Raw genomic sequence first — 18695 nt, forward strand, 5'->3', positions numbered from 1 at the left:
AGGGCCACCGTGCGGCGCCCGCCGCCGGTGGATCGCACGCTGCGGCCTGGGCCGCAGCATCCATTCTCCACGCTAGACGATCAATCTTGCAGATGCCTTTCGTCAACCAACTCGAGCCGCCGGCCTTGCAGCGGCAGTTCCTGCAGCACCCGCCGGCCGGTTTCCTGATCCAGCCCCTGGAGCACGGGGTGCCGGCCTTCGAGGCCGATTTCGACCTGCTCACCACCGCCGAACCGGCGCTGCGCGCGAAGGTGGCGCGGCTGCCGCTGCAGCGCCTGTGGCAGCGCCTGCTGCGGCCGCGCACCAGCTTCGTCGGCAGCACCGTCAGCGAATACGCCTGGCTGCCGCGTGCGGCCGACCCGGCGCAGTTGCCGCGGCAATGGCGCGCGCAACTGGGGCGGAAACGCGCGCTGCTGATCGTCAAGGACGTGCCGCAGCGCTCGCCGCTGCTCGACGACGCCGACAACGCCTGGGCGCAGGCGTTCCTGGATGCCTGCGAGCGCAACGGCTATGTGCTGCTGCGCGGGCAGGCGCTGGCCTGGGTGCCGATCGACTTCGCCTCCACCGACGAGTACCTGGCGCGACTTTCGCGCGGGCGCCGGCGCAACATCCGCCGCAAGCTGCGCTCGCGCGCCGATCTGGAGATCGAGGTGCTGCCGACCGGCCCGGCCTTCGCCGATGCGGCGCTGCGCGCGCACTGCTATGCGCTGTACCAGGAGGTGTATGCGCAGAGCGAGATCCATTTCGACCTGCTCACCGCGCCGTTCTTCGACGCGCTGCTGACCGACGCCGCGTCGGGCGGGCAGGTGTTCGTGTACCGGCACCAGGGCCGCATCATCGGCTGGAACCTGTGCTACGTGCACGAAGGCCGGCTGCTGGACAAGTACATCGGCCTGCATTACCCGGACGCGCGCGAGCACAACCTGTACGCGCTGAGCTGGATCGAGAACCTCGACTACGCCTGCCGCCACGGCCTGACCGCCTATGTCGCCGGCTGGACCGATCCGGAAGTGAAGGCCCAGCTCGGCGCCAGCTTCACCTACACCTGGCATGCGGTATACCTGCGCAATCCGCTGCTGCGCGCCGTGCTGCGCCGATTGCGGCCGCTGTTCGAATCCGACGACGTCGGGCCGGCGGCCGATGCCGCCGAGGAGGACTGAGATGCGCACTCCGGTCCTGCTCGATCTCGATGATTCGCTGGGCGCAGTGCCCGATGCCGTGCGCCTGCCGCTGCGCGACTGGTGCGACGGCCTGCGCTTCGCCTGCTCGATGGCGTGGCTGCGCCGCTTCGGCGCGGCGCTGGAGCAGGCGCTGCCGGCGCAGTACGGCACCGTGCTGCTGGGCAGCGGCGATTTCCATCACCTGAGCCTGCCGCTGATCGTGCGCCTGGCGCAGCGCGCGCAGGCGCCGTTGCGGGTCGTGGTGTTCGACAACCATCCGGACAACATGCGCTTCCCGTTCGGGGTGCACTGCGGCTCATGGGTGCGGCGCATCGCCGCGCTGCCGCAGGTGGCGCAGGTCGAAGTGGCCGGCATCACCTCCGGCGACGTCGGCCCTGGCCATGCCTGGGAGAATCATCTGCTGCCGCTGTACCGCGGCAAGCTGCGCTACTGGTGCAGCGGCGTGGACGTGGGCTGGGCGCGACGGCTGGGCCTGGGCCAGGCGGTGCGCGGCTTCGCCAGCGTGAGCGAACTGAGCGACGCCTTCGTCGAACACCTGCGGCGCACGCCGATGCCGACCTATCTGTCGCTGGACAAGGACGTGCTGGATCCGCAGGACGTGCGCACCAACTGGGACCAGGGCCAACTGCGCGTGCCGCAGCTGCTGCAGGCGATCGACGCGCTGCGCGGACAGGTGTGCGGCAGCGACATCACCGGCGAAGTCTCGCTCGCCCATTACCCGCAGTGGTGGAAGCGCAAGCTGGCGGCGCTGGACGCGCAGCCGGAACCATCGCCGGCGGATCTGTCGGCGTGGCAGGCGCAGCAGCATGCGTTGAACCTGCGGTTGCTGGCGGCGTTGGATGCGGCCAGCGTCGGCTAGCGCGGCCTTGTCGGTGTGTAGGAGCGGCTTCAGCCGCGAGGGCATCACCGGTAATGCCCTCGCGGCTGAAGCCGCTCCTACAGGAGTCTTCCCGTCGTCACGAGCGGCGCATTGTCATCGCGACGCTGGCGAAGCCGCCCGTCGCTCGATCAAGCGCTCGGCGCAGCGGCATGCACCAGATCGACATGCAGCGGCGCCGGTCCGACTGTGGCGGCGCAGGCCGCCTGCAGCGTGGCCACGATGGTCTCGAAGCGCGCCTCGTCCAGCCAGGGGCTGTTGCTGATGCTCAGGCAGCGTGCGGCGAAGTCGCTGGCGTTGGGCATCGGCGTGCGCTCGACGATGCCGTCCAGGTAGTCGTAGTCGGGCAGGGCATGCACGAACGGCACCGCCACGCCGAGCCCGCGCGGCCACAGCGCGGCCAGCACCGATTCGCGCGCGGTCGCATCGGGCAGCAGCACCATCAGGATCGGCCAGCTGCCCTGGGCGCCGGGGGTATCGGCGATCACGGTCAGGCCGGGGATGCTGGCCAGGTGGGCGCTGCGGCGCCGACCCTGCTCGCGGATCTGCGCCAGGAATGCCGGCCAGCGCGCGCTGGCGCGCACGCCGACGCCTTCGCGCCAGGCGCCGACCGCGTGTTGGGCGATGGCCGTCCCGAAGCGGTCGCCGGCCGCGCCCACGCGGTCGCCGCGACGCAGTGCGCGGCGTACCGGTGCGCCGTACGCCCAGCGCAGTGGCTGCGGCCGGTACAGCGCCGCGTAGCCGAGCAGTTCCAGGCTGCGGCGCAGTTCCCAGCGCCAGTCGCGCTGGCCCAGGCGTGCGGCGGTGTCGGCCAGGCTGCGCTGCAGCGGCGCATGCCGCGACATCAGCAACCCGCCTTCGTAGAGGGTCAGGCCCTTGCCGGCGGCCAGGCTGCAGAAGCCGATGTCGCCGCCCAGGCCGGCCGGGCGGCCGTCGGGGTGCACGCCGCCCAGCGCCTGCGCCGCGTCCTCGATCAGCAACGCGCCGCAGCCTTCGGCGGCGCGGCGCAGCGGCGCCAGGTCGGTCAGGCGCCCGCCGAGGTGGGTGGCGATGATCGCCAGGGTGTCGCTGCCGCAGCGTTGTGCCAACTGCGTCGGGTCCAGTTCCAGCGAGCCGGGCAGCAGATCGCACAGCACCAGCTGCAGGCCGCAGTGCGCCACCGCCAACGCTACCAGCGGGCAGGTGTAGGCCGACACCAGCACCTGCCGGCGCCGGCTGGCCGCGGTCAGGGTGCGCAGCGCCACGATCAGCGCGGCGGTGCCGGAGCAGGTCAGCAGCGCCTGCGGCAGGCCGAGCGCAGTGGCCAGCCGCGTGCGCGGGCGGCCTGGCCACAGGTCCTGCCACTGCAGCGGCAGGCCCGCGGTCGGTGGCACCTCAATGCGCATCGGCGGGATCCGCGCGTTCGCCGATCGCCAGGCAGACGATGCCGCCGACGATCAGCGCCGCGCCCAGTGCCTGCAACAGGCCGATGTGCTCGTTGAACCACCAGGCCGACAGCAGCATCACGCTGACCACCTCCAGGTGCGAGGCGGCGAAGGCCGGGCCGATCGGCGCGTGCTCGAGCAGCTTCATCCAGGTGAAGAACGCACCGACGTAGCCCAGCAGCGCGGCGTACAGCCACGGGCTGCCGAGCAGGCGCAGCACCCAGGCCAGTTCGGCCTGCGGCGGAAACGCGTGGGTGCCGGCCAACTTGAAGCCGATCTGGGCCAGGGTGTCGAAGCTCAGCAGCAGGGCGAAGCCCACCGCATAGCGATGCAGCGGCGGCCGGCTCATGAGCCCAGCCCCACCACGGCCACGCCGGCGCTGACCAGGCAGATGCCGGCCACCTGCATGCGCCCGAGGCGTTCGCCGAACAGCCAGCGCCCGGCCAGCATGATCGCCACGATGTTGATCGAGCCCAGCAGCACGCCGCGGCCCAGCGGCACCAGCGACAGGAACGCGGTCCAGGCAAGGAATTCGAACACGTAGCAGGCCACGCCGAACCACAGCTGCGGCTGCCGCGCCATGTGCTGCCAGCGCGCCATGCCGGTGCCCTGCGGGTGGCTGGCGACATACTTGAAGGCCAACTGGCCGGCGGTGTCGAGCGCCACCGTCGCCAGCCAGATCGCCACCACCGAGCCGGTCATCGCCATCAGGCGGCGGCCTGCTGCGGGGGGGTGAGCGCCGCGAAGAACTGCGCCAGGCGCGCGCCGAGCACGCGCCGTTCGCGGTCCAGGGTGATCATGTGGTAGCTGTCGTGCAGCAGCAGCAGTTCGGTCGGCCCGGAGACGTTGGCGATCACCAGCCGCGCGTTGCGCAGGTCGGCGATGTCGTCCTCGGCCGCGTGCGCGACCAGGCACGGCGCGACGACCTTGGGCAGGTTGCGGCGCACGTCGCGCGAGAGCAGGTACATCTCGGCCAGGGCGTGCCAGGGGTTGCCGGGCAGGCCGGCGGCGCTGCTGTCGCCGCCGAGCATGGCGCTGCTGACCTGGGCGCGGATGCGCTCGTCGCGCAGGCCGTACGGCGGCTCTTCCAGGAACATGCGGCGCTTGCCGATGCCCAGGCGCTTGAACCACGGCAGCAGGAACGCCAGGCGCGCGCGCTTGGGAATGTTCCAGCCGTCGTAGCGGAAGGTGGCGCCGAGCACGCCGACGCCGTCCACCCACTGCGGCCGCTCCTGGGCCAGGCGCAACGCCAGCAGCGCGCCCATCGACAGCCCGGCCACGAATAGCCGGTCGACCTGCGGACGCATCCGCGCGGCGGCGGCCTCGACGCTGGCGTACCAGTCGCGCCAACTGGTGGCCAGCAGGTCGTCCTCGTCGCCGCAGTGGCCGGCCAGCTGCACGCCGTGGACGCTGAAGCCTTCGCGGTTCAGGCTCTTGCCGAGCAGGCGCATCTCGCTGGGCGTGCCGGTCAGGCCATGGATCAGCAGCACGCCGTTGCGGCCGCCTTCGAAGTGGAACTCGGCAGATTCGATCATTGGAATGGGCGCGGCTGCGCAGTCTCGGCAATCCGTGCAGGGTGGCCGCTGCGCGTTTCAGCAGCCTTTCGCCGCCGCCGCGGCGAACGGGTCAGTGCTTGGCCGCGGCCGGATTGCGGAAGCGTACCAGCACGCGCTGGCCAATGCGCAGGGTCGAGGGCTGGGTGAAGGCCAGGACGCAGGCCACGCTGCGGTCGTTGCCGGCGGGCGTGGCGTCGTCGTGCAACTGGGTGGGGCCGTAGGCCGGCGCCAGCCAGCGCACCACCGCCTGGCCGAGCACGGTCTGGCGGCCGTCGTCGCTGATGACCTCGGCGGCCATGCCCGGAGCGACGCTGCCGGCATAGCTTTCGTTCAATTCGGCGCGGACCAGGCGCGGCGCGTCCGGCAGCAGGGTCAGCAGCGGCGCGTTGGCCTCGCTGCGTGCGCCGACCGCGGCCGACAGCTGCAGCACGCGCCCGGCGACCGGCGCCTGCAGCCGGTACTGCGCGCGTTGCAGCTCGGCCGCGCGCACCTGCGCGTCGGCCAGGGCCGCATCGCTGCGTGCGGTGTCCAGTGCGTCGACCAGGCTCTGCACCGCGTCGCTGGCGTCGTCGGCGCTCTGGCCGTCGCTGGCGCCCAGGCGCGCGGCCTCGGCCAGCCGCCGCTGCTTCTGCTGGACGCTTTGCAGGCGCTGCTGCAGCTGTTTCAAGTGGGTGGCCGCGGCCTGCGCGCGGGTGCGGGCGATGTCCAGGTCGACCGCGGCGGCGCGGTCGTCGCCGGCGACCAGCAAGGCCCCTTTCTGCACGGCGTCGCCCTCGTGCACCGGCACCGCGCGCAGGGTCGCGGCGACCGGCAGGCCGAGCTTGAGCACGCCGCCCTCCACGTCGATGCGGCCGCGCGCCACTGCCAGGTAGGCGGCGGGGGCGGCGGCCGGCGCCGGGGCCGGCGTGCGGTCCGATGGCGCGCATGCGGCCAGCAGCAGGCTCAGCAGGGGCGCGGCGGCGAACGCTTTCATGGTGCGGGATTCCGTGAGGGCAGGGGCGAGGGCGGCGCGTTCACGCGGCGGTCGTCGAGGATGCGGCCGTCCTCCATCGACAGCACGCGGTCGGCGTGGCGGATCAGGCGCGGGTCGTGGCTCACGCACAGCACCATGGTGTTGTGGCGGCGCGCGATGCGGTGTAGCAGGTCGATCACGATCTGGCCGTTGCCGGCATCCAGCGCGCTGGTCGGTTCGTCGGCGAACAGCAGCGCCGGATGCTTGGCCAGCGCGCGGGCGATCGCCACGCGCTGCTTCTCGCCGCCGGACAGCTCGGCCGGGCGCAGGTGCTGGCGGTGGGCGATGCCGACCTCGGCCAGCGCTTCTTCGGCGCGGCTGCGCACCTCGGCCGGGGCCAGGCCCATGTACTGCAGCGGCAGCCGCACCTGGTCCAGCGCGCACAGCGCCGGGAACAGGTTGAAGCCCTGGAAGATGAAGCCGGTGTGGCGCAGGCGGAACTGCTCCAGCGCGGTGGCGCCGAGCGTGCCCAGTTCCTCGCCCAGCGCCAGCACCTGGCCGGCGTCGGCGCGCTGCAGGCCGCTGAGGATCGACAGCAGGGTGCTCTTGCCGCAGCCGGACGGGCCGGAGATCAGGGTCAGCTCGCCCGGCCACACCTGCAGCGCCACGTCGCGCAGCACCGGCGTGCGCAGGCTGCCGGAGACGAAGCTCTTGCACAGGCCGCTGCCGCTGAGCGTGGCGGCGGCCGGGTGCAGCGCGGCGGGGGCGGCGATGCGGTTCATCGCAGCAGCAACGCCGGATCGGCGCGGCGCAGCCCGCGCAGCGCGGCCAGGGCCGAGACCACGGTCAGCAGCATCACCGCACACACGCACAGGCCCCAGCCGCTGGCGTTGAACGCCACCGGCACGTCGTGCGCACGGGCCAGCGCGACCAGCGCCGCGCCCAGCGCGCTGGCGCCGATCAGGCCCAGCGCGCCGACCCAGGCGGCCTGTTCCAGCACCACCCAGCGCAGGTTGCGCATGCTCACGCCCAGCGCGTTGAGCGTGGCGTACTCGCGCGCGGCGCCGAGCACCGTGCCGAGCAGGGTCTGGCTGGTGATGGCCACGCCGACCAGCAGCACGATGCCGCCGAGGAACAGCACGCCGGAGCCGGCGCCGGTGTCGAACATCCAGAACAGGATGCTGCGCCGGGCGAAATCGTCGGCGCTCCAGGCTTCCACGCGCGGCCGCGTGACCGCACCGTCGATCGCCTGCGCCACCGCCTGCGGGTCGGCGCCGGGGCGCAGCCTGGCCACCATGTAGGTCGGCCAGTCCGGATGCGCGGTGTCGCTGTTGAGCGCGCGCGCGGTGTCCAGCGAGGCCAGTACGTTGACGCCACCCAGCGCGCGCAGGCCGCGGCCCACCCCGATCACCCGCACGCGGTGGCCGTTGATGCGCGCGCTGCTGCCGACCCCGACGCCGAGCTTGTCCAGTTCCGCGCGGTCCACCACCACGGTGTCCGGCTCGCGCAGCGCCGCGCGCAGCGCCGGGCTGAGCAGGCGGGAGAACATCAGGCCGCCATCGCGGGTGTCGATGCCGGAGATGTAGACCGACACCGCGCCGGTGTCGCCGGGGCCGCGCCAGTCGCCGTCGAACCAGATGAACGGCTCGATCTGCGCCACCCGCGGGTCCAGGTACAGCGGCGCGGCCGCGTCCGGATCGATGGCGCGGCCCTGGTCCACGCTCTGCGTGCCGGGATAGCCCAGCCACAGGTCGGCGTCGGAGCCGGAGACATAGACGCTGGCGCTGCCGAAGATGCCCAGCACCAGCGCGGTCTGCAGCAGCAGCAACAGGCTGGCGAAGCCCACCGATACCACCACCGGCAGGAAACGGCGCCACTCGTAGCGCAGTGTCTGTCGGGCCAGCGCGACCATCAGGGATGCGCGCCTCTGCGGTCGCTGCCGTCACCGGCGCCGGGGATCGGCGCGGTGGCGCTGCCCAGCGCGGTGTGCAGGGCGACGTAGGCCAGGTCGCGCTGGCGCTGCGCTTCCAGCAGTTCCAGTGCTGCCTGGTCGCGTGCGGCCTGCTGCGTGGCCACGTCCAGGTCGCTGCCCAGGCCCAGCCGCCGGCGCTGTTGCGCCGCCTCGGCGACCTGCTGCTGCGCCTGCAGCACCTGCTGCTGGGTCTCGGTGTTGCGCCGCTGCTGCTCCAGCGTGGTCAGCGCAGTCTCGACCTCGTTGACCGCGTCCAGCACGGTCTGCCGGTAGGCCAGGGTGGCCGCTTCCAGCAGGTCGCCGCGCGCCTTGGCCCTGGCCTGGCGGATGCCCCAGTCGAACAGCGGGATGTCGATCACCGGGCCGAACGAGGCGATGCCGTGGGTGGCGGTGCGGCGGTGGCTCAGCAGGCTGGTCGACCAGCGGATCGCGCCGCCCAGGCCGATGCTGCCGTAGCGGTCGGCGCGGGCGATGCCCAGCGCGCCGGCGGCGCTGATCACCTCGGCCTCGCGCGCCGCGATGTCCGGGCGTCGCCGCAGCAGGTCGGCCGGCACGCTGTCGACCGCCGCGATCTGCAGTTGTCCCGGCACGGTGGTGGCCGCGGCCGCGCTCCATGCCGGGTCGGGCGTGTCGCGGCCCAGCAGCACCGCCAGGCGCCGCGCCGCGGCGGCGGCGGCATCGCGCGGCTCGTTCACCGCGCCCTGCGCCTGCAGCGCCGCGGCCTGCGCCTGCGCGGCGGTGGCCGGCGCGGCCAGATGCAGGTCGACCAGGGTCTGTTGCAGGCCAGCCTGGCGCTGGCGTGCGCTGGCGATGTCCTGCAGCAGGCGTTCGGCCTGCTGCGCGTGGCGCAGGTCGATCCAGTTGTGCGCCACGTCGGAGATCGTCGCCGCGCGCACCTGCGCCAGGTTGGCCTGGGCGCTCTGCAGGTCGCCGCGGGCGACGCGGTTGGTGGCTTCGCCGCGGCCGAACAGCGGCAGCTCCCACTCCGAATCGACACCCACGACCAGGAACGAGGCGCTGGCGTCCGGGTCGATCGGGTCCTCGGTGCGCGCGCGCAGCTGCGGCCGCAGCGTGGCGTCGGCGACCGCGTCCAGCCGCCGCGCCGCGCGCAGCCGTGCCAGCGCCTGGCCGACCTCGAGATCGTCCCGCAGCGCCTGCGCGACCAGCGCGTCGAGTTGCGGATCGTGGAAATCCTGCCACCAGGCGCTGCCCGGCGGACGCGGCGCGGCCGCCTGCGGCGTCGCGCTGCTCCACTGTGCGGGCAGCGACGGCTGGCGCAGGTCGGGGATGGGCTGGCTGGCGCAGCCAGCGAGCGCGAGCGCGGCGGCCAGCGCCAGCACGCCGGCCGGACAAACGCGGATCCGGCTCATGCCTGCGGCTCCGCGCCGGCCGGCAGGTCCAGCTCCGCACGCAAGCCGCCCAGCGCCGAGCGCCGGTAGCGCAGCGTGGCGTGGTGGCGGGCGGCGATGTTGGCGACGATCGCCAGGCCCAGGCCGGTGCCGCCTTCGGGCGCGTCCGGGGCACGGAAGAAGCGCTCGCCCAGGCGCGGCAGCAGGGCCTCGTCGATGCCGCTGCCGGCGTCGTCCACCGCCAGGCGCACGGCCTGCGGCTCGCGCCGCAGGCTCACCGTGACCACGCGGCCGGCGGCATGGCGGAAGGCGTTGTCCAGCAGGTTGTCGAGCAGCTCGCGCAGCGCATAGGCATCGGCGGCCACCCAGGCAGGCGTGTCGTCGTCGCCGCCGTCGTAGCCCAGGTCCACGCCGGCGTGCAGTGCGTCGGGGATGCGCTCGGCCAGGGCCTGCGGCAGCCATTGCGCCAGGTCCAGCGGCAGCAGCGGGCGGATGCTTTCGCGCGGTGCCTGGGTGCGGGTCAGCGCCAGCAACTGGGTGGAGGTGCGGGTGGCGCGGTCGGTCAGCTGGCGGATGTGCTGCAGCGCCTGAGCGGTGTCCCCCGGGCGTTGGCTGGCCTGGGCGCGCTGCACGTGCATGCTCAGCCCGGCCAGCGGCGTGCGCAGCTGGTGTGCGGCGTCGGCGAGGAAGCGCTCCTGCAGCGCCATCATGTGCTTGAGGCGGCCGAGCAGGCCGTCGATGGCCTGGGTCAGCGGCAGGATCTCCACCGGGATGTCCGGCCCGGACACCGGGCTGAGGTCGCGCTGGCTGTCGTCGAGCCGGCGCACCGCCGGCTCCAGCATGCGCAGGCCGACCCGCACGCCGTGCCAGACCAGCACCAGCAGGGAGCAGGTGAGCAGCAGTTCGGTCGGCAGCATCAGCACCAGGATCTCGCGGGCGCGGCGATGGCGGTCGTCCAGGGTCTCGGCCACCGACACGGTGAGCCAGTCGCCCGGCTCCAGCGCCGAGGGCAGCAACAGGCTGGCCACGCGCACCGGCACGCCGTTGTCCATGCGGTCGTCGTACAGCATCACCCGGCCGATCTCGGCCGGATCCGGGTGCATCGGAATCGGCTGGGTACTGCCGCTGATCACCCCGTGGCGGCGGCTGTCCAGCTTGAAGAACACCCGGCCGTCGCTGCTGTACTCCAACAGTTGCCGCGCCTGCAGGGTCAGCGGCATGCGCTCGCCGGGGTCGTTGACCGCGTTGGCCAAGCCCTGCGTGTCCTCCTTCAGGTCCATGTCGTGGACGTGATTGGTGTACTTGAGCATCAGCAGGTAGAACAGCGCCGACACCACCAGCATCAGCAGCACGGTCGGAATCAGCAGGAACGCCAGCAGTCGCTGGCGCAGGCTGGGATGGCGGTAGGCCGGCGCCTGCGCGGCAGTGGTCGCGCTCACTGCGGGATCTGTGCGTGGTCGGCGGCCGGTGAGGCGGCGCGCGACTCCTCCAGCAGGTAGCCCAGGCCGCGGATGGTGCGGATGCCGACGCCGGCGCCATGCAGCTTGCGCCGCAGGCGGTGCATGGAGATGTCCAGGCCGTTGTCGGTGATTTCGTGTTGCCAGTCGCACAGCGCCTCGGTCAGCTGGCTGCGGCTGACCACGCGCCCGCTGCGCAGCAACAGGGTCTCCAGCAGCGCGAACTCGCGTGCGGTCAGGTCCAGCGGCTGGTCCTGCAGCCACACCCGGCGCCCGGCCAGGTTGATGCGCAGTTGCCCCAGCACCAGTTCCGGCACGCCGCCGCTGCTGCTGCGGCGCAGGAGCGCGCGGGTGCGGGCGAGGAACTCGGACAGTTCGAAGGGCTTGATCAGGTAGTCGTCGGCGCCCTGGTCGAGCGCGTGGATACGGTCTTCCACCGCGTCGCGCGCGGTCACCACCAGCACCGGGATCTCGTCGCGGCGGGCGCGCAGGCGCTGCAGCACCTGCAGCCCGTCGCGGCGCGGCAGGCCCAGGTCCAGGACCAGCAATTGATAGCTTTCGCTACCGAGCGCGCGTTCGGCGGCGGCGCCGTCGCTGACATGGTCCACCACGTGCCCGCACTCGGCGAGCGAGTCGCGCAAGGCAACGGCAATGGACGTATCGTCTTCGGCAACCAGGATGCGCATGACGCGAATGCTTGCAACGGGGATGTGGGAAAACCGTCGTAATCGGCGGCCGCGAAGTCAGTACGTTCACATACGTCGATGTAGCTTCGATGGAGACTGCATCCAGATTCTGCGATGCGGTGATGACGATTGTCATCCATGACATCGTTCCCGCGCTCGCCGGTCCTGGCTCCGCAGGGTAGGAAAAATCCTATAGCCGGCCACGGCATCCGCCGATCCTCACGCCCCCGCGGCGGCGGCATCATGCATGCGTCGGCAACGTCACCGCTCCCGCGCCAGGGAGGCGGCTCGCACGGAATCGAACGGATCTCGATTCGCCGGCCACGTTTCGCTCCCGCAGGCGCCGAAGGATCGGCGCAGCGCCACTGCGATCGGAATCAGAGGGAAGAAAACGCACGAGGCCCTGGCATGCCAGGGCCTCGTGCGTTCAACGTGCTGCCATCGAGCAGGAATCATGTCGGCATCATGCGCTAGCAGGGTCGAGCTGCTCCGGTACCGTCCCGCCGCACCGCCCGCCACGTCTGCACGCACTCCCTCAGGCCGCAATCCGCCGCCTTTGCGAATCCCCAATCCCGAATCCCAAATCCCGGCCCCTCAGAGCGCCCAGTCCAGCCGCAACCCCGCCACCAAGGCATTGGGCAGGTCGCGGGTGCGCGCCGGCTCGTTGAACTGGTCCGGGTGCACGATGTAGTGCAGGTTCGGGGCAATGCGCAGTTTCGGGGTCACCGCGATGCCGTAGCTCAGTTCCATCATGGTCTGGGAGCGGTGCGGGGTGCCGCTGCCGCCGGCCGCCGCGCGCGCCAGGCGCAGGTCTTCCAGGGCGTCGTCGCTGTAGTGCTGTTGGGTGACGACGAAGGCGATGTTGTCCTGCGGGCGGCTGGCGAAGGTGCCGCGCTGGACCAGGCCCAGTTCCAGGAAGTGGTCTTCGATCAACTGCCCGGAGGTGCCCTTGAGCGCCGAGCCGAACAGCACCAGGCCACGGTTGCTGTCCGGGTCGGGGCGGGTGACCTGCTGCTCGAAGCGCACGAACGCGCCGGAGCGGCCGTTGCGATTGGCGTAGTCCAGTCCGCTCAGCCGCGCCGGGTTGCCGTTGCGGTCGTTGAGCGGATCGCGGTAATCGGAGTTGTCCTGCCAGCCGCCGATCTCGTACATCGCCGGCAGGCGCGCGCCGCTGGCCTGGGTGGTATAGCCGATCGCGTAGGGCACGATCACCCCAGTGCGGTCGTTGGTACTCCAGTTCAGGCCGTGCTGGCCGCGTTCGGCCTGGATCGGGTTGACCTCGTAGGCGCCGACGTGGACGTAGACGTTCGGGGTCACCCAGGCCTTGGCATGCGCGGCCCAGCTCGACACCGGCCAGTAGGTGAAGTTGCTGGTGCGGAACACGAAGGTCGGGTTGCCGCAGGCTGAGTTGCCCTGAAAGTAGCCGCACAGGTCCGAGCCCAGGAAGTGGATGTTGGCCACGCTGCGGCCGGCCTCCAGCTCCAGGCGGTCGTTGAACAGCTTCTGGTCGATGGTGAAATTGGCCAGGCGGGTGCCCTGGCCACCGTAGATTTCCTGCACCGAGGTACTGTTGCCGATGTTGCCGTTGGCCAGGTTGGTGCCGTGGCGGTTGATGCCGTAGACCTTCAGCGTGGCGCCGTTCCAGCCCATCAGCCGTTGCAGGTCCACGTCGGTGCCGAACATCAGCTGGCCGGCGTAGGCGCTGCCCTGGTGCTTGCCGCCATCCAGCGAGACCGCGCCTTCGCCGGTGTAGGCGAGCTTGGGCGTGAACGCATCGCTGGCGTCCTGGGCATGGGCCAGCGGCGCAGCGAGGGCCAGCGCCAGGGTGGCCAGGGGCAGGTGCGAGACGAGGGGACGAGACATGGCGGAACTCCTGAGCAGGGAAAGGCCGGCGCGCCGCCAGCGGCGACGGGGGGAGGGGCATCGCATGGCGACGCGCCGGCGCATGGACGGGACTAGGCGACGACCGGCTTCTTCAGCACCCGCAGCGCCACCGCGGTGACCACGGTGCCGGCGAGCAGCGCCACCAGGTACATCCCCAGGTGGCTGACCGCATTGGGGATGGGCAGCACGAACACGCCGCCGTGCGGGACCTTCAGTTCGGCGCCGGCGGCCATCGAGATCGCGCCGGCCAGCGCCGAGCCCAGCATCAGCGCGGGGATGGTGCGCAGCGGGTCGCGCGCGGCGTACGGGATGGCGCCTTCGGTGACGAAGGCCAGGCCAAGCACGCCGGTGGCGGCGCTGCTGCCGCGCTCGTCCTGGGTGAAGCGGCTGCGGAACACCCAGGTGGCCAGGGCGATGCCCAGCGGCGGGGTCATGCCGGCGACCATGGCCGCGGCCATCGGCGTGTACACCTGGCTGGCGATCAGGCCGGTGGAGAAGGCGTAGGCGGCCTTGTTGACCGGCCCGCCCATGTCGAAGGCCATCATCGCGCCCAGCAGCAGGCCCAGCAGCACCGCGCTGCTGCCCTGCATGCCGCGCAACCACTCGGTGAGCCAGGCCAGCAGTTCGGACACCGGCTGGCCGACCACGTAGAGCATGGCCAGGCCGACCAGCAAGGTGCCCAGCACCGGCAGGATCAGCACCGGCTTGAGGCCCTCCAGGGTGCGCGGCAGCTTGATCGCGCGGTTCAGTGCGGCCACGCCGTAGCCGGCGATGAAGCCGGCCAGGATGCCGCCGATGAAGCCGGCGCCCAGGTTGGCCGCGACCATGCCGCCGATCATGCCCGGGGCGATGCCGGGGCGGTCGGCGATGGAGTAGGCGATGTAGCCGGCCAGTGCCGGCACCATCAGGGTGAAGCCGGCCTTGGCGCCGATCTGGAACAGCGACCAGGCCAGGGTGCCCTTGTGCGCGTCGTCGAAGGCGTAGATGCCGCCGAGCGCGAACGCCAGCGCGATCAGCAGGCCGCCGGCGGTGACGAAGGGCAGCATGAACGACACGCCGGTCATCAGATGCTTGTACGGGCCGGCGGAGCGGCCGCCCTGGGCCTTGGTCGGCGCGCTGGCGCCGTTGCCGGCGGCGTGCACGCTGGCCTCGGCCAGCGCTTTGCGGATCAGCCCCGGGCCGTCGTTGATCGCCGGCTTGGTGCCGCTCTTGAACAGGCGCTTGCCGCCGAAGCGGCCCAGGTCGACCTCGCGGTCGGCGGCGATCAGCACCAGGTCGGCCGCGGCGATCTCCTCGGCGCTGAGCGCGTCCTGCGCGCCCACCGAGCCCTGGGTTTCCACCCGGATCTGGTGGCCCAGCACCTTGGCCGCCTGCTGCAGGCCTTCGGCGGCCATGAAGGTATGGGCGATGCCGGTGGGGCAGGAGGTGATGGCGACGATGCGCTTGCCGGCGCCCTCGGCGCTGCCGGCCGCGGCCGTGGTCGCCGCGGCGCCCGCCAGCAGCGGCGCCAGCACCGCCTCGGCATCGGCCAGCACCGCGTCCAGGCTGCTGCGCTGCACGCGGCGGCCGGCGAAGCGGGCGGCATCGGCGTCGTCGTCGCCGACCAGCAGCAGCGGCGCGGCGGCGGATGCCGCGGCCAGGTCCAGCGGCGCGATCACGCCCTGCGGCGTGCGCACCTCGGCCTGCAGCACCGCGCCCCGCGCCGTGGCGGCATGGCGCAGCGCCTCGGCGGCGAGGACGGCTTCGGTACTGCGATCGCCAGCGGCGATCACCACGAGAATCGGATTCATGCGGGCTCCCGATGAGCGCAAGAGGACGCGGCGCACAGCAGCGACGCGGCGGAAGTCATGCCAGGGTCTCCAGGCGGACCGCGGCGGCCAGCGCCGGCAGGCGCTCGCGCGGCAGGCGGCGGGCGACGCCGCTGCCCAGCGTGGCCACGGCGAAGGCGGTGGCCTGGCGCGCGCAGGTCGCCAGGTCGGCGTCGGCGCGCAAGGCCGCGACCAGCCCGGCGACCATCGCATCGCCGGCGCCGACGCTGCTGCCGCCGGTCACCTGCGGCGGCTGCGCCAGCAGCGCCTGCTCGCCGCGCACGAACAGCGCACCGTCGGTACCCAGCGACACGGCGACCAGGCCGATGCCGCGCGCCAGCAACGCGCGCGCGGCGCCGAGCAGGTCGGCGGTGGTGGTCAAAGGCGTACCGGCCCATTCCTCCAGTTCGTGGCGGTTGGGCTTGATCGCGAATGGCAGTTGCGCGCGCGGCGCGTCGAGGGCGGCGTGCAGCGGCGCGCCGCTGGTGTCCAGCAGCACCCGCGCGCCGGCGGCGGCGGCCTGCGCCTGCAGTTGCCGCCAGGTGTCCTCGGCCAGGCCGGCGGGCAGGCTGCCGCTGAGCACCACCGGCAGGCCGGGGCGCAGCAGTTCGCCCAGGCGCGCGCCGACGGTGTCGAGCTGCGCCTGATCCAGGGCCAGGCCGGGCAGGTTGATGTCGGTGGTGGCGCCGCTGTCGGCGGCGACCAGCTTGAGGTTGCTGCGGGTGTCGCCGGGCACGCGCAGGCAGCGGTCGTCGATGCCGCGCTCGGCGAACAGGGTTTCGAACACCGGCGCATTGCCGGCGCCGAGCACGCCGAGCGCGGCGCAACGCAGGCCGGCATCGGCCAGGCAGGCGGCGACGTTGATGCCCTTGCCGCCGGCGATGGCGTAGGCGCTGCGTGCGCGGTGCACCTGGCCCGGTTGCAGCCGGTCGATCGCCACGGTCAGGTCGATCGCCGGATTCAGGGTCACGGTGACGGCATCGACGCTCATGCGCCGGCTCCGCCATCGAGCGCCCGCACCTCGGCCGCGCCCTCGCAGTCCAGCGCGCGCTGCGCCAGCGCCTGCAGCGCGTCCAGGCGGCTGCCGCGCAGGCGCGCCTTCACCGCGGGGATGTCGTTGGGCGTCATCGACAGTTCGTGCACGCCCAGCCCGGCCAGCAGCGCCGCGCCGAATGCATCGCCGGCCAGCCCGCCGCACACGCCGACCCAGCGGCCGTGGCGCGCCGCGCCCTCGACGGTGGTGCGGATCAGGCGCAGCACCGCCGGGTGCAGGCTGTCGGCCTCGGCGGCCAGGTCCGGGTTCTGGCGGTCGATGGCCAGGGTGTACTGGGTCAGGTCGTTGGTGCCGATCGAGAAGAAGTCCGCGTGCTTGGCCAGCGCATCGGCCTGGATCGCCGCCGCCGGCACTTCGATCATGATGCCCAGCGGCACCTCCGGCGCCTGCAGCTCCGCGCGCAGGCGCTCGCATTCGGCGCGCAGCGTCAGCAGTTCCGCCGCCGAGGTGATCATCGGGAACATGATCGCCAGGCGCGCGCCGTCCTTGGCCGCGCGGTACAGCGCGCGCAGCTGCGGTTGCAGCAGGTCGGCACGGCGCAGCAGCAGGCGCGCGCCGCGCACGCCCAGGAACGGGTTGTCCTCGCGCGGCAGGTTCAGGTGCGCGACCTGCTTGTCGCCGCCGATGTCCAGCGCGCGCACGATCAGCGCGCGGCCGTCCAGTGCCTGCGCCATCGCGGTGTAGGTGGCGTATTGCTCGTCCTCGCTGGGGGTGCTGCCGCGCTCCAGGAACAGGAATTCGGTGCGCATCAGGCCCACGCTCTCGGCGCCCTGCGCCAGTGCGGCGGCGACCTGCTCGGGCAGGTTGACGTTGGCGCCGATCTCCAGGCGATGGCCGTCCTCGGTCTGCGCCGGCTGGTTGCGCTGCTCGGCCTCGCGCGCGCGCAGCTGCTGCTGTTCGTCGATGTAGGCGCGGGCCGAGGCCAGGTCGGCTTCCGATGGCGCCAGGTACAGGCGGCCGCTGCTGCCGTCGACGATGACGGTGGCGCCATTCTCCAGGTCCAGCAGGTCGGCGCCGCCGGCGACCAGCGCCGGCAGCCCGAGGGTGCGCGAGAGGATCGCGGTGTGCGAGGTCGGGCCGCCCACGGCGGTGGCCAGGCCGAGCACGCGACCGGTGTCGAGGTTGGCGGTATCCGACGGCGACAGGTCGTGGGCGAGCAGGATGCACGGCGCGGCCGGCAGCTGCTCCAGGCTGCCGCCGGCCAGGCTCGGATCCAGTTGCGCCAGCACCCGGCGGCCGACGTCGCGCAGGTCGCTGGCGCGCCCGGCCAGCACCGCATTGCCCAGCGCCGAGAGCTTGTTGGCCAGGCGCTCCACCGACTGCTGCCAGGACCAGGCGACGCCGTGGCCCTCGACCATCAGCTGGCAGGCCAGGGTGATCAGGTCGGTGTCGTTGAGCAGTTCGGCCTGGGCGCGGAAGATCGCCGCGTCGCCAGCGCCGAGCCGGCGCCGGGTGTCCTCCTCGATGGCCTGCAACTGCGCGCGGGTGCGCTGCAGGGCGTCGTGCAGCAGGGCGCCGCCGTCGCTCAGCGGCACCGGCGTGTCCGCCACCGCGACGGCGTGGCCGGCCAGTTTGTGCACCACGCCGATCGCCAGCCCGGGGCTGGCGCCGATGCCGACGATGGCCGGCTGCGCCTGCGGCGGGGTCCAGCCGGCGACCGGCGCGGCGCGGCGCTGCGCCGCCGCCTCGGCGTCGGCCTGTTCCTGGGCGGTCAGGCCGTCGATCACGCTGCGCAGCCGCGCCAGCGCCGCCGCGGCGTCCTGGCCTTCTGCGGAAATGGTCACCGTGTCGCCGGCATGCAGGCCCAGCTGCAGCAGCGACACCAGGTTCTTGGCGTCGCCGACCTGGTCGCCGGCACGCACCTGGATGCGGGCGGCGAACCCGCGCGCGGTTTCCACCCAGCGCGTGGCCGGACGCGCGTGCAGGCCGGTGGGGTAGCGCACGGTCCAGTCGAAGCGTTCGGCCAGGTCGCTGGCCGGGGCGGCGGGCGCGGTGGGGGCCGCGTCCTCGCTCAGCGCGGCGACGATCGCCTGCGGATCGCCGCTGGCGAACAGCGCCTCCAGCCGCGGCGGGTCCTGGATCAACCGGGTCAGCCGCCGCAACAGGGCGATATGGGTGTCGGACTGGGCGGCGATGGCGACCACCAGGCGCGTGGTCTGGCCCGGGTTCCACTCCACGCCGTCGCGGAGCTGCAGCACCGCGATGCCGTCGCGGCGCACCAGGTGGCGGTCTTCGCCGGTGCAGTGCGGGATCGCCACGCCGTGGCCCAGGAAGGTGTTGGCCAGCGCTTCGCGGCGCAGCATGCTGGCCTCGTAGGCCGGCGGCACGCAGCCGGCGGCGACCAGCAACTGCGCCGCCTGGGCGATCGCGTCGGCCTTGTCGCGGGCCTGGACATCGATCCGGACCAGATCGCTGGAAACCAGGGGGGAGGAGGGCGTCTGGGACACGCGGGTTCCTTGAGGGTGGGCGGCGAGTGGGCGCAGTGTGGGAACGTT

General features: G+C 72.8%; 16 protein-coding genes. 2 read left to right on the forward strand and 14 right to left on the reverse strand.

Going from position 1 to position 18695, the window contains the following annotated elements:
* The first annotated feature begins 92 nt into the window (after positions 1-92).
* Together M3U25_RS04440 and M3U25_RS04445 are read left to right on the forward strand one after the other, a co-directional pair.
* On the forward strand, positions 93-1160 hold the full coding sequence (locus M3U25_RS04440) for a GNAT family N-acetyltransferase (protein WP_355499906.1): 1068 nt from the start codon (positions 93-95) through the stop codon (positions 1158-1160).
* Between the two features lies 1 nt (position 1161).
* The gene (locus tag M3U25_RS04445; protein WP_355499738.1) at positions 1162-2040 is read left to right on the forward strand and encodes a hypothetical protein; all 879 of its coding nucleotides are present in this window, start codon (positions 1162-1164) and stop codon (positions 2038-2040) included.
* Between the two features lie 149 nt (positions 2041-2189).
* Here the strand turns inward: M3U25_RS04445 and M3U25_RS04450 are convergent, their stop codons facing one another.
* The 14 genes from M3U25_RS04450 to ptsP form a co-directional block, all read right to left on the reverse strand.
* Entirely contained in the window at positions 2190-3443 is a 1254-nt protein-coding gene (locus M3U25_RS04450) for a DegT/DnrJ/EryC1/StrS family aminotransferase (RefSeq protein WP_355499735.1), read from the reverse strand.
* Positions 3433-3831, reverse strand: coding sequence for a DMT family transporter (locus M3U25_RS04455; RefSeq protein ID WP_152181106.1), 399 nt, complete (start codon positions 3829-3831; stop codon positions 3433-3435). Before M3U25_RS04455 ends, M3U25_RS04450 begins: the two co-directional genes overlap by 11 nt.
* A complete protein-coding gene (locus M3U25_RS04460) occupies positions 3828-4190 on the reverse strand; it encodes an EamA family transporter (protein WP_010342593.1) in 363 nt (120 codons plus the stop codon). Before M3U25_RS04460 ends, M3U25_RS04455 begins: the two co-directional genes overlap by 4 nt.
* Positions 4190-5017, reverse strand: coding sequence for an alpha/beta fold hydrolase (locus M3U25_RS04465; RefSeq protein ID WP_355499730.1), 828 nt, complete (start codon positions 5015-5017; stop codon positions 4190-4192). The genes M3U25_RS04460 and M3U25_RS04465 overlap by 1 nt, the downstream gene beginning before the upstream one ends.
* A gap of 91 nt (positions 5018-5108) precedes the next feature.
* A complete protein-coding gene (locus tag M3U25_RS04470) occupies positions 5109-6011 on the reverse strand; it encodes an HlyD family efflux transporter periplasmic adaptor subunit (protein WP_355499727.1) in 903 nt (300 codons plus the stop codon).
* Positions 6008-6772, reverse strand: coding sequence for an ABC transporter ATP-binding protein (locus tag M3U25_RS04475; RefSeq protein ID WP_355499724.1), 765 nt, complete (start codon positions 6770-6772; stop codon positions 6008-6010). The genes M3U25_RS04470 and M3U25_RS04475 overlap by 4 nt, the downstream gene beginning before the upstream one ends.
* Positions 6769-7902: an ABC transporter permease gene (locus tag M3U25_RS04480; protein ID WP_355499721.1), complete on the reverse strand. Its 1134-nt coding sequence runs from the start codon at positions 7900-7902 to the stop codon at positions 6769-6771. Before M3U25_RS04480 ends, M3U25_RS04475 begins: the two co-directional genes overlap by 4 nt.
* A complete protein-coding gene (locus M3U25_RS04485; RefSeq protein WP_355499718.1) occupies positions 7902-9332 on the reverse strand; it encodes an efflux transporter outer membrane subunit in 1431 nt (476 codons plus the stop codon). Before M3U25_RS04485 ends, M3U25_RS04480 begins: the two co-directional genes overlap by 1 nt.
* On the reverse strand, positions 9329-10750 hold the full coding sequence (locus tag M3U25_RS04490; RefSeq protein ID WP_355499715.1) for a sensor histidine kinase: 1422 nt from the start codon (positions 10748-10750) through the stop codon (positions 9329-9331). The genes M3U25_RS04485 and M3U25_RS04490 overlap by 4 nt, the downstream gene beginning before the upstream one ends.
* Positions 10747-11454, reverse strand: a complete 708-nt coding sequence (locus tag M3U25_RS04495) for a response regulator (RefSeq protein ID WP_242159902.1) — start codon at positions 11452-11454, stop codon at positions 10747-10749. Before M3U25_RS04495 ends, M3U25_RS04490 begins: the two co-directional genes overlap by 4 nt.
* Positions 11455-12048: 594 nt before the next feature.
* Complete coding sequence (locus tag M3U25_RS04500) at positions 12049-13317, reverse strand: carbohydrate porin (protein ID WP_355499711.1); 1269 nt, start codon at positions 13315-13317, stop codon at positions 12049-12051.
* A 92-nt stretch (positions 13318-13409) separates the two neighbouring features.
* Entirely contained in the window at positions 13410-15128 is a 1719-nt protein-coding gene (locus M3U25_RS04505; RefSeq protein WP_355499708.1) for a fructose-specific PTS transporter subunit EIIC, read from the reverse strand.
* A gap of 55 nt (positions 15129-15183) precedes the next feature.
* Entirely contained in the window at positions 15184-16137 is a 954-nt protein-coding gene (pfkB, locus tag M3U25_RS04510; RefSeq protein ID WP_355499705.1) for a 1-phosphofructokinase, read from the reverse strand.
* Positions 16134-18647 carry a phosphoenolpyruvate--protein phosphotransferase gene (ptsP, locus tag M3U25_RS04515; RefSeq protein WP_355499702.1) on the reverse strand — a complete coding sequence of 838 codons (2514 nt, stop codon included), beginning with the start codon at positions 18645-18647 and terminating at the stop codon, positions 16134-16136. The genes pfkB and ptsP overlap by 4 nt, the downstream gene beginning before the upstream one ends.
* Positions 18648-18695: the final 48 nt, after the last annotated feature.

Source organism: Xanthomonas sp. PPL134 (assembly GCF_040595915.1).
GTDB lineage: Bacteria > Pseudomonadota > Gammaproteobacteria > Xanthomonadales > Xanthomonadaceae > Xanthomonas_A > Xanthomonas_A indica.

Excerpts from the sequence above, each read along its gene's own strand:
- M3U25_RS04440 (WP_355499906.1), top strand. The coding sequence starts at position 93 with ATGCCTTTCGTCAACCAACTCGAGCCGCCGGCCTTGCAGCGGCAGTTC.
- M3U25_RS04445 (WP_355499738.1), top strand. The coding sequence starts at position 1,162 with ATGCGCACTCCGGTCCTGCTCGATCTCGATGATTCGCTGGGCGCAGTG.
- M3U25_RS04450 (WP_355499735.1), bottom strand. The coding sequence starts at position 3,443 with ATGCGCATTGAGGTGCCACCGACCGCGGGCCTGCCGCTGCAGTGGCAG.
- M3U25_RS04455 (WP_152181106.1), bottom strand. The coding sequence starts at position 3,831 with ATGAGCCGGCCGCCGCTGCATCGCTATGCGGTGGGCTTCGCCCTGCTG.
- M3U25_RS04460 (WP_010342593.1), bottom strand. The coding sequence starts at position 4,190 with ATGGCGATGACCGGCTCGGTGGTGGCGATCTGGCTGGCGACGGTGGCG.
- M3U25_RS04465 (WP_355499730.1), bottom strand. The coding sequence starts at position 5,017 with ATGATCGAATCTGCCGAGTTCCACTTCGAAGGCGGCCGCAACGGCGTG.
- M3U25_RS04470 (WP_355499727.1), bottom strand. The coding sequence starts at position 6,011 with ATGAAAGCGTTCGCCGCCGCGCCCCTGCTGAGCCTGCTGCTGGCCGCA.
- M3U25_RS04475 (WP_355499724.1), bottom strand. The coding sequence starts at position 6,772 with ATGAACCGCATCGCCGCCCCCGCCGCGCTGCACCCGGCCGCCGCCACG.
- M3U25_RS04480 (WP_355499721.1), bottom strand. The coding sequence starts at position 7,902 with ATGGTCGCGCTGGCCCGACAGACACTGCGCTACGAGTGGCGCCGTTTC.
- M3U25_RS04485 (WP_355499718.1), bottom strand. The coding sequence starts at position 9,332 with ATGAGCCGGATCCGCGTTTGTCCGGCCGGCGTGCTGGCGCTGGCCGCC.
- M3U25_RS04495 (WP_242159902.1), bottom strand. The coding sequence starts at position 11,454 with ATGCGCATCCTGGTTGCCGAAGACGATACGTCCATTGCCGTTGCCTTG.
- M3U25_RS04500 (WP_355499711.1), bottom strand. The coding sequence starts at position 13,317 with ATGTCTCGTCCCCTCGTCTCGCACCTGCCCCTGGCCACCCTGGCGCTG.
- M3U25_RS04505 (WP_355499708.1), bottom strand. The coding sequence starts at position 15,128 with ATGAATCCGATTCTCGTGGTGATCGCCGCTGGCGATCGCAGTACCGAA.
- pfkB (WP_355499705.1), bottom strand. The coding sequence starts at position 16,137 with ATGAGCGTCGATGCCGTCACCGTGACCCTGAATCCGGCGATCGACCTG.